The organism is Shewanella mytili (assembly GCF_046765975.1).
GTDB classification, from domain to species: Bacteria; Pseudomonadota; Gammaproteobacteria; order Enterobacterales; family Shewanellaceae; genus Shewanella; species Shewanella mytili.
In genome coordinates this window covers 74,001-83,151 of the sequence record NZ_JBKOUD010000013.1, presented here as the reverse complement: position 1 = coordinate 83,151, position 9,151 = coordinate 74,001, and the positions used below count along the sequence as shown (strand labels likewise).

Annotated in this window: 9 protein-coding genes, 1 tRNA gene and 2 rRNA genes; 3 read left to right on the top strand and 9 right to left on the bottom strand. The window is 53.5% G+C overall.

Annotated features, from left to right (window positions below; all coding sequences use genetic code 11):
* The first annotated feature begins 4 nt into the window (after positions 1–4).
* From rrf (ACIDEJ_RS12640) to rrf (ACIDEJ_RS12630), 3 genes are all read left to right on the top strand, one after another.
* Positions 5–120, top strand: a 5S ribosomal RNA gene (gene rrf / locus ACIDEJ_RS12640).
* Between the two features lie 80 nt (positions 121–200).
* Positions 201–276, top strand: a tRNA-Thr gene (locus ACIDEJ_RS12635).
* A 28-nt stretch (positions 277–304) separates the two neighbouring features.
* A 5S ribosomal RNA gene (rrf, locus tag ACIDEJ_RS12630) occupies positions 305–420 on the top strand.
* Positions 421–578: 158 nt separating this feature from the next.
* On the opposite strand, the gene mutT is transcribed toward rrf (ACIDEJ_RS12630), so the two are convergent.
* The 9 genes from mutT to nadC form a co-directional block, all read right to left on the bottom strand.
* Positions 579–980, bottom strand: a complete 402-nt coding sequence (mutT, locus tag ACIDEJ_RS12625; RefSeq protein WP_411988421.1) for an 8-oxo-dGTP diphosphatase MutT — start codon at positions 978–980, stop codon at positions 579–581.
* A 4-nt stretch (positions 981–984) separates the two neighbouring features.
* Complete coding sequence (yacG, locus tag ACIDEJ_RS12620) at positions 985–1,206, bottom strand: DNA gyrase inhibitor YacG (RefSeq protein WP_411988420.1); 222 nt, start codon at positions 1,204–1,206, stop codon at positions 985–987.
* Between the two features lie 43 nt (positions 1,207–1,249).
* Positions 1,250–1,984, bottom strand: coding sequence for a cell division protein ZapD (gene zapD, locus ACIDEJ_RS12615; RefSeq protein ID WP_411988419.1), 735 nt, complete (start codon positions 1,982–1,984; stop codon positions 1,250–1,252).
* Positions 1,977–2,597: a dephospho-CoA kinase gene (gene coaE, locus ACIDEJ_RS12610; RefSeq protein WP_411988418.1), complete on the bottom strand. Its 621-nt coding sequence runs from the start codon at positions 2,595–2,597 to the stop codon at positions 1,977–1,979. Before coaE ends, zapD begins: the two co-directional genes overlap by 8 nt.
* Complete coding sequence (locus ACIDEJ_RS12605; RefSeq protein ID WP_411988417.1) at positions 2,597–3,511, bottom strand: prepilin peptidase; 915 nt, start codon at positions 3,509–3,511, stop codon at positions 2,597–2,599. The genes coaE and ACIDEJ_RS12605 overlap by 1 nt, the downstream gene beginning before the upstream one ends.
* Positions 3,512–3,666: 155 nt before the next feature.
* Positions 3,667–4,932, bottom strand: a complete 1,266-nt coding sequence (locus ACIDEJ_RS12600) for a type II secretion system F family protein (RefSeq protein ID WP_411988416.1) — start codon at positions 4,930–4,932, stop codon at positions 3,667–3,669.
* A gap of 51 nt (positions 4,933–4,983) precedes the next feature.
* Complete coding sequence (pilB, locus tag ACIDEJ_RS12595; protein WP_411988415.1) at positions 4,984–6,693, bottom strand: type IV-A pilus assembly ATPase PilB; 1,710 nt, start codon at positions 6,691–6,693, stop codon at positions 4,984–4,986.
* A 16-nt stretch (positions 6,694–6,709) separates the two neighbouring features.
* Positions 6,710–7,147 carry a pilin gene (locus tag ACIDEJ_RS12590; RefSeq protein ID WP_411988424.1) on the bottom strand — a complete coding sequence of 146 codons (438 nt, stop codon included), beginning with the start codon at positions 7,145–7,147 and terminating at the stop codon, positions 6,710–6,712.
* A 936-nt stretch (positions 7,148–8,083) separates the two neighbouring features.
* On the bottom strand, positions 8,084–8,953 hold the full coding sequence (gene nadC, locus ACIDEJ_RS12585) for a carboxylating nicotinate-nucleotide diphosphorylase (protein WP_411988414.1): 870 nt from the start codon (positions 8,951–8,953) through the stop codon (positions 8,084–8,086).
* Between the last annotated feature and the right edge of the window lie 198 nt (positions 8,954–9,151).

The window sequence follows — 9,151 nt, the reverse complement described above, 5'->3', positions numbered from 1 at the left end:
TTTGTCTGGTGACAATAGCATTGTGGTCCCACCTGATCCCATCCCGAACTCAGAAGTGAAACACAATCGCGCCGATGGTAGTGTGGGGTCTCCCCATGTGAGAGTAGGTCATCGCCAGACGCCTATTTGTGTTTACTGGAAACCAGTAAACCAGTAATGAGTTGCAATCAAGTGTAAGACGACTCTATTACCCGTTGTTTGCTGATATGGCTCAGTCGGTAGAGCGCATCCTTGGTAAGGATGAGGTCCCCAGTTCGATTCTGGGTATCAGCACCAGTTTTACTGTAATACAGTGCCGGATTTGTCTGGTGACAATAGCATTGTGGTACCACCTGATCCCATCCCGAACTCAGAAGTGAAACACAATCGCGCCGATGGTAGTGTGGGGTCTCCCCATGTGAGAGTAGGTCATCGCCAGACGCTTATTTAAGTAGAGAAGCCACCTGAAAAGGTGGCTTTTTTGCGTTTGAAACCAGCACTTTTATGGTGGTTGCCGTTGATTGAGGATGTTAACGGCAAGGCATGAATGCCATCCATGGGCATCTTGCTGGATAGCCTTTACATGCCTTTAGCGGGGGTTATTGCAGCTCTTTCAGAATTTTGTCCAGGATGGGCATATTGGCATCGGGGAATTGGTATTGGGGCAATGCGCTGATATCCACCCAGGCAATCTGCTGTCCTTCCACCCCATAGGCTTCACCACTGAATGCGGTAACCGTCATGATGTCCAGTAACACCTGTTTGTCGGGGTAATCATAGGCCAGTTGCATGAAAGGCGCTGCGTGCTGCACCGTGATGCCCACCTCTTCTTGCAGTTCCCGTGTAAGGGCGCCAGCTGTGGTTTCACCCGTTTCCAGTTTGCCACCGGGAAACTCCCATTTGCCGCCTTGATGAAGATGGCCGTGGCGTTTGGCCAAAAGGATTTGCCGGTTGCGAATGATTACGCCCACCGCAACATGTACGCGTTTATTTGAAGTCATGAATTTAATCGTTTTCAGGTGCTTTGAAAAACTCGCCTTCATCGTAGCCGAGTTCATCGAGTAGCTGGGGATTGATCTCCGGTTTTACCGGAATGGTGTATTTTTCAGTTGCCCACTCGCCCAGGTCAATGAGTTTGCAGCGTTCGCTACAGAACGGACGGAATGGGGAATTTGTTGTCCATTCGACGGGCTTTTGGCAGGTGGGGCATTTTACAACCGTTGGCATGAGGTTCTCGTTTTGGCTTGTGACCCCTGCCATGGTAATGATTTCAACTGCAGGTCGCCAGTAGGAATTGCACCGTTTGTTGGGAATGCTTTTGCTGATCAAATTGCACAAAATGGATGGCAAAGCGGTTGCGATGGCCACTGATGGTAGGGTAACAACCGGCGCTGGCATCCATTTTCACCCGCACCAAAGACAGGTTATTGGGGCTGTTGTCATGATAAAACCCGGCGTGGGCCACCGCCTGGCGGTATTCGCTGCTCATGCGGGTGAATTGCAGTAACAGGCTGATGGGATGCAGCAGGCAATGGAAGTGAGACACCCATTGCTGGTACTGTTGCTGTCTTTCATCCCAGGGTTGTGCCAGCCAGTATTGCAGTTGGGGCAGATCAAAATTGCAGCAAGTGCCTGCCATGGTGAGCTTTTGGCGGATGGTGGCCAGAAAACGGTTGCGCTTGAGCTGTACGCCGGGGCGCTCCGGGTGTTGCAACAGTTCCCTTGCAAGGGTGAGTTGTTCCTGAAAAAACTGCCACTGGTGCTGACAGAGCGATGCCTGCACAGCTGGCGTTTTCAGGTGCATCAGTAATTTGTTGATGTCTTGCAGCAGTTCACTGCGAAAATCACAGCGTTCACTGAGTTCACACAGCGACAACAGCGGGGAAAAACAGCGTTGCTGATGATCCTGTTGCAGGTGGGTGTCTAGCTGTTCTGCCAGATGTTCCAGCCGTAGGTAATTGCGGACTTTTTCATTTAAAGGTTGTTCAAATACAAGTTCACTCATAGGATTGCTGGGCTTTTTCTGATTGTTTTAAATAGTTATTATGCAGAGCCAGAACCTGGGTTCTCAGCGATCCAACATCTCCCTCGTTGTTAATCACATCATCTGCTTTGGCCAAACGCTGTTCGCGGCTGATTTGACTGTTAATAATGTTAATGACTTGCTGCTTGGACACATGATCCCTGTCAATAGTTCGACGGATTTGCGCTTCGGTCGCAATATCAATAACCAAAGTGTGATCCACCAGACACTCCAATCCGTTTTCGAATAATAAGGGCACCACCATAATGGCGTAAGGTGATGTGGCAGCCTGGGCCTGTGCCAGCAATTGTTGGCGGATCATCGGATGCAGGAGTTGATTGAGCCATGCCCGCTGCTGGGGCTCGGCAAACACCTTCTCCCGTAATTGACGGCGGTTTAGCGTGCCATCGGCATTGAGCATGTGGCTGCCGAAATGTCCAACAATCTGGGCCAGCCCCGGGGAGCCGGGTGCCACCACGTCGCGGGCAATCACATCTGCATCAATAATGGCCACGCCCTGCTCGGCAAACAGATTGGCAATGGTGGTTTTGCCGCAACCAATCCCGCCGGTGAGGCCCACAATGTAACGGGACATTACCAGCCTCCCAGATACCAGCGGACAATATCTTGCCCCCAGACAAGCGCTATCCAGCCGGCCATCACCAAGTACGGCCCAAAGGGGATGGGATTGTTACGCTGCATGTTTTTCAACAGCATCATGGAGATGCCCACAACCGCGCCAATCAATGATGACAACAGGATAATCAGCGGCAGCATCTGCCAGCCAAGCCAGGCCCCCAACAACGCCAGCAGCTTGAAATCCCCGTAACCCATGCCCTCCTTGCCGGTGATGAGCTTGAACAGCCAGAACACTGACCACAAGCTGAGATAACCGGCAATGGCACCCATCACCCCGTCACTCAACGGCACGAACAAGCCAAAGTAATTGACCGCCAACCCTAACCAGAGCACGGGCAGGGTGAGTTGATCCGGCAGCAGCATCTCATCCAAATCAATGCCCGCCAGTGCCAGCAAGGCAAAGGTTAACAGCGCCGCTGCGGCAAATTGCCAGGTAGGGCCGAAATGCCAGGCCGCCACGGCAACCAACAGGGCGCTTAGCAGTTCAAATAGGGGATAGCGCACTGAGATGGGTTGCTGGCAATTGGCGCATTTGCCCCGCAGCCACAGCCAGCCCACCATGGGCAGGTTATGCCAGGGTTTAATCTGGTGCTGGCACTGGGGGCAGGCAGAGCCCGGCAGCAACAGATTGAATTTGGCCGGCAGGTTGTCAATGGGCTTTAGCAATTGCTTGCTGCGCAGCAGCTTGAAGGCCTCGGGTTGGTAGTGTGCCAGGTATTCCTCGCACTCCTGCTGCCATTCCCGTTTGAGCATGACCGGCAGGCGATAGATCACCACGTTGATAAAACTGCCGATAACGGCGGCAAAAACAAAGGCTAGCGAGATAAACAGCCAGGGATACTGGCCCATAAGCATAAGAAACTCAGACATGTCGACCGCTGTATTGTAGGTGTTGTCAGTAACAGCCGGTGGCAGTGCCGCCAGCCAAAAGTTGCGCACTCAGGCGAGCCAACTTGGTTCAAGTGCGCTGTCGTTAGCATGCTAACGCAAGGCGTGGGGCAAAAGAAACCGCCAGCGCCAGGGGATTAGCTCACCACATTGCCCAGTTGGAAGATGGGCAGGTACATGCCAATAATCAGGCTGCCCACCAAGCCGCCAATCACCACCATCATCAAGGGCTCAATCAGGCTGGACAGGCCATCCACCGCATCATCCACCTGCATTTCATAAATGTTGGCAATCTTGTTGAGCATGTCATCCAGCGAGCCGGACTCTTCACCAATCATCACCATCTGGATCAGCATGTCAGGAAACAGCCGGGTGGTGCGCATGGCCACGTTCATCTGCATCCCGGCCATCACCTCGGTGCGCACCTGCATCAGCGCCTTGCGGTATACTGCATTGCCGGCGGCGCCGGAGGCAGACTCCAGCCCTTCAATCAGCGGCACCCCGGCGGCAAAGGTGGTGGCCAGCGTGCGGGCAAAACGGGCCATGGCGCCTTTATGCAAAATGGGGCCAATCAGCGGAATTTTCAGCACGGCTTCATCAATTTTGTCGCGGAACTTTTGCGAGTTGCGGTGCGCTCTTACAAACAGCCAGATGCTGGCCACAATGCCTGCAAGAAACAGATACCAGGAGCTTTGCAAGAAACGGGAAATGTTGATGATCATCTGGGTAAAGGCCGGCAGCTCGGCGCCAAAACTGGCAAAAATGCTTTCAAACTGGGGCACCACAAACAGCAGCAGCAGCGCGGTTACCGCAATGGCCACCACCACCACTGCGGCCGGGTAGAACATCGCCTTTTTGATTTTGGATTTCAGCGCTTCGGATTTTTCCCGATAGGTGGCAATGCGGTCAAATACCAAATCCAGTGCGCCAGAGTGCTCGCCGGCGGCTACCAAGTCCACGTACAAGTCGTCAAAATACACCCGGTGTGGCCGCAGCGCTTCCGATAAGGGGATGCCCGATTGCACGTCGGCCAGAATGGTGCCCAGCAGTTGGCGCATTTTGGGTTTTTCATGGCCGCGGCCCACCAAATCAATGCTGGTCACCAGCGGTACCCCGGCCGACAGCATGGTGGCAATCTGGCGGGTGATGACCGCAATGTCCATCGGCTTGATTTTCTTGTTTTCGCTGCTGAATAGTCCGGCGGATTTTTTCACCACCTTTTTGGGGATAATGCCCTGGCTTTTCAGTTGGGTCTTGATCTCGGTGATGTTGGCACCACGCAGTTCCCCGCTGGTTTTTTTACCGTCGCGGTTGATGCCCTGCCACTGAAAGGTGAAAATTTTTGGCGCTTTATTGTCTTTTGCTTTTTTGGCCGTTTTACGGGTAGCAGTTGCGGTAGCCATAATCGTTTTCCTCAGCGCCCGACAGGTGATAGCGGATGATAATGAGTGTAGTTAGTAACTGGTTACCCGGTTAACCTCGGCAATACTGGTAACCCCTTCAATCACTTTAAGCAGCCCGGATTGGTGCAAATCGCGCATGCCCTGCGCCTTGGCCTTTTGGGCAATTTGCAGCGAATTACCCCCTTCCATGATGATGCGGGCAATTTCATCGGACATTTTCAGCACCTCATAAATGCCCACCCGTCCCTTGTAACCGCCGGAGCAGTGCTCGCAGCCGCAGGGTTTGTATACGGTAAAGCCTTGCTGGATTTGGGCCTGGCTAAACCCCAGTTTTAACAGTTCGTGCTCGGGGATTTCCTCTGGCTGACGGCACTCCACACACAGGCGGCGCGCCAGGCGCTGGGCAATAATCAGGTTGACCGAGCTGGCAATGTTATAGCCGGGCACGCCCATGTTCAGCAAGCGGGTGAGGGTTTCCGATGACGAGTTGGTATGCAGGGTGGATAACACCAAGTGGCCGGTTTGCGCCGCCTTGATGGCGATTTCGGCGGTTTCCAGATCGCGGATTTCCCCCACCATCACCACATCCGGGTCCTGTCGCAAAAACGAGCGCAGCGCCGAGGCAAAGGTGAGCCCGGCCTTGATGTTGATTTGAACCTGGTTCACCCCTTCCAGGTTGATTTCCACCGGGTCTTCGGCGGTGGAGATGTTGCGCTCTTCCGTATTGAGAATGTTAAGTCCGGTATACAGCGACACGGTTTTGCCGGAGCCGGTGGGGCCGGTCACCAGAATCATCCCCTGGGGGCGGGCGAGCATCTCCATGTAAGCCTGCTTCTGGTCTTCTTCATAGCCCAGCTTGTCAATGCCCAGCTGCGCCGAGGAGGAGTCCAGAATACGCATCACGATTTTTTCGCCCCACAGGGTGGGCAGGGTGCTGACACGAAAATCAATGCTCTTGTTGCGCGACAGCTTCATCTTGATGCGGCCATCTTGCGGCAGGCGCCGCTCGGCAATGTCCAGCTTGGACATCACCTTGAGCCGCGCCGAAATGCGCGAGGCCAGATTAATGGGGGGGTTGGACACCTCATGCAAAATGCCGTCAATGCGAAAACGGATGCGATAGCGTTTTTCATAAGGCTCAAAGTGCAGGTCAGAGGCGCCCTTGCGAATGGCATCGGTGAGGATTTTGTTCACATAGATGACAATGGGTGCGTCATCGGCGCTGTCATCATTATCCTCATTACGGCGTTTGTCCGAATCGGCAACTTCAATGTCTGCCAGCGCGTCTTCATCTATGCCGCTAAGGTCAAGGGCGCTTAAATCCTCTTCCAGCACCTTGTCGATGGCGCGGGAAAGCTTGTCTTCCTCCACCAGTATGGCTTCGGCATGGAGCCCAGCGCTGAACTGGAAATCCTCCAGCGCGGTGATGTTGGTGGGGTCGGAGGTGGCAATGTAAAGGCGGCTGCCGCGCTTGAACAGTGGCAGGCAGCGGTGTTTTTCAATCAGCTTGCGGTTTAAAAACTCTTCCGGAATGCTGGCAATGTCAAACTCGGCCAAATCCAGCAGCGGCGTGCCGTACTCTTCATAACACAGCTCGGCAATGGTGCGGGCCGATAACATTTTGCTGACCACCAGGGTGGTGACCAGCGATGCCTTGTGCTTGCGCGACAGGGCAATGGCCTCCGCGAGACGGCTCTCATCGAGCAGTCCCTTACGGATGAACAGCGTGGATAATCCGAGATGGAGGCCAGTAGTGGGCATTATTAGTTAGTAAAAGTTATGGATTTGTTGGGGCGGCCGCTTCAGTAAATAATCCGGCCCCTTTTTGACAGATTTCAGTATCATCAGTATTAATCCCTACAGAAGTAAATTCTACTCCACCATCATCTGCAAACTCTGCTGTCAATTTACATTTATTCCCTGTCCAAGTTAGCGTTACTGCCGTATCTAAAACAGGCTCTACAGAAGCTTTAAGTTTTGGATTCTTCTTAATTTCAGCTGCTAAAGCATTAGGAGTGCCATCACATCCTACGCCGGTCTGGATACATGCTTGGATTTTTTGGGAAAAGGCTGTGATAGCCTTCATTGATGAACCACCCTCAGCTTTGGTGATATAGTCTTTATAAGCAGGCAGCGCGATGGCGGCCAGAATGCCGATAATCGCCACGACGATCATCAGTTCGATCAGGGTAAAGCCCTGGGTGTTGTGTTTCATACCTTTCATATCTCTCTCCGTTTAATACTGATGCGGTATCACTTATCAGGGTTGCGCCGCAGAGTTCCCTCTCGTTGGTGAGGCTGCATGCCAGAAGGCATCAGCCGCAACGCAAGATACGGAACCTAGCGAACATCACCGGTTGCTTGAACTCCCATCTTGCAGGCTGCCTTGCCGTGCAACGCGTCGGGTAACACCATGGCTTGAGCCGCGGTTTGCCTTACCTGAACGCACTTCCCTGTTTGAGCCGGCATTATCATACCCTGAGTTTTGTTAATTCACCATCACCGCAAGTGCGGTGTTAATGAACGGGCGCCGGGTTGGAGTCAAGCCGTGTAACTGCCGCCGCAGTACATTAGTCATTTAAAGTATTGTTAAAGGTCGTTTATGGCTAACCGCCCAAAACGTTATCAGGATACCCTTAAAATTATGTAAATAATGCGACAGCCTTGCCGGTAAATCATACCATGTGCCTATTTTTTGGCACCATTTAACCGGATTTAACATCCATTGCCGCCATTCAAGGGCATCCGCCACTGGGCTGTTGGCCATAAGCGCCATCATGCCACAGCTAAAAGTTAGTACATTGTGAAATGGATGAAAATAACCCAGAGGGTTTTTTTAGGTGTTTTTAAGGAATATTTGATGCTGCCAACCCTTGCCAGCACAGGGGCTGGAGACGTTTATCTGGCAGTGATGGCGGGGGTGTCAACCCCGCTGCAAGTGTCAAAAATCAGGCGTTGCAAAATTGTTAAATTTTTAAGGTGGCACGCAGGCCCATGGGCTGTATTAAAGGACAGGGCCATAAAAGGCGTGTGGCACTCCTTATGGCAGGTGGCGGGCAGCCCCTGGCGTTGGTGTCCGTCAGGGTTTTCACGCCATGGACTGTCACGCCACATGGTTTTTAATGCTTTATGGGGTTAACCGCCGTTGGCGTTAAGGATGGGCGGCCTTGAAACGCATGGACAAGTCCAGTGCCCGCAGGTGTTTGGTCAGCGCCCCTACGGAGATGTAATCCACCCCGGTGCTGGCAAAGGTGCCAATGGTTTCCAGGGTCACATTGCCAGACACCTCCAGCTTGGCGCCTTTTTGCTGTTCAATATAGCGCTGGTTCAGCGCCACGGCGCTTAGCATGTCGCTCACATTGAAGTTGTCCAGCATCACGATATCGGCCTCGGCTTCCAGCGCCTGTTGCAGCTCTTGCAGGTTTTCCACTTCCACCTCCACCGGTTTGTGGGGGCGCAGGGTGCGGGCCGTGGCAATGGCCTTGGCAATGCCGCCGCAGGCCATGATGTGGTTCTCTTTAATCAAGAATGCATCAAACAGCCCGATGCGGTGGTTTTTGCCGCCACCACAGGTGACGGCATATTTTTGTGCGGTGCGCAGCCCCGGCAGGGTTTTACGGGTGTCCAGCAGCTGGCAGTGGGTGCCGGCCAGTTTGTCGTGATAGATTTTGGTGAGGGTGGCCACGCCGGACAGGGTCTGGATGAAATTCATCATGGTGCGCTCGCCGGTGAGCAGGATTCTGGCGGGGCCGGAGAGTTCACACAACAGCTGGTTGGGCAGCAGCCAGTCGCCGTCATCCACATGCCAGTGCAGCACCACGTTGCTGTCGAGCTGCTTGAACACCTGCTCGGCCCAGGCCTTGCCGCAGAAAACCCCTTCTTCACGGGTAATGAGGGTGGCCTCGCCATATTGCTGCGGCGGAATAAGCAGGGCGGTAATGTCCCCCTCTGCAACGTCAAGATGGCCCAGGTCTTCATCCAGCGCGGCTTTGACACTGACACGAATATCGTTTTCCAGCATGGTTTTCCTGCATAGTTGACTGATGAATGCTGTTAGCAAGATTAGCACATCACTTAGCGCCTGAGCAGGGTGCCAGTGGTGGTTTTATCTGCGGTTGCCAGCGCATGGGAAAGGCGGCTTGAGGCTTTTGCTTGCCCACGCCTGATGAGCTGGTAAAGTGTTGAGCAGCATTCATTTGGCATGACTGCCCCAGGCAGG

What these genes read in the sequence shown, in the direction of transcription:
- mutT (WP_411988421.1), bottom strand. Translation starts at nt 980, where the DNA reads ATGACTTCAAATAAACGCGTACATGTTGCGGTGGGCGTAATCATTCGC.
- yacG (WP_411988420.1), bottom strand. Translation starts at nt 1,206, where the DNA reads ATGCCAACGGTTGTAAAATGCCCCACCTGCCAAAAGCCCGTCGAATGG.
- zapD (WP_411988419.1), bottom strand. Translation starts at nt 1,984, where the DNA reads ATGAGTGAACTTGTATTTGAACAACCTTTAAATGAAAAAGTCCGCAAT.
- coaE (WP_411988418.1), bottom strand. Translation starts at nt 2,597, where the DNA reads ATGTCCCGTTACATTGTGGGCCTCACCGGCGGGATTGGTTGCGGCAAA.
- ACIDEJ_RS12605 (WP_411988417.1), bottom strand. Translation starts at nt 3,511, where the DNA reads ATGTCTGAGTTTCTTATGCTTATGGGCCAGTATCCCTGGCTGTTTATC.
- ACIDEJ_RS12600 (WP_411988416.1), bottom strand. Translation starts at nt 4,932, where the DNA reads ATGGCTACCGCAACTGCTACCCGTAAAACGGCCAAAAAAGCAAAAGAC.
- pilB (WP_411988415.1), bottom strand. Translation starts at nt 6,693, where the DNA reads ATGCCCACTACTGGCCTCCATCTCGGATTATCCACGCTGTTCATCCGT.
- ACIDEJ_RS12590 (WP_411988424.1), bottom strand. Translation starts at nt 7,147, where the DNA reads ATGAAACACAACACCCAGGGCTTTACCCTGATCGAACTGATGATCGTC.
- nadC (WP_411988414.1), bottom strand. Translation starts at nt 8,953, where the DNA reads ATGCTGGAAAACGATATTCGTGTCAGTGTCAAAGCCGCGCTGGATGAA.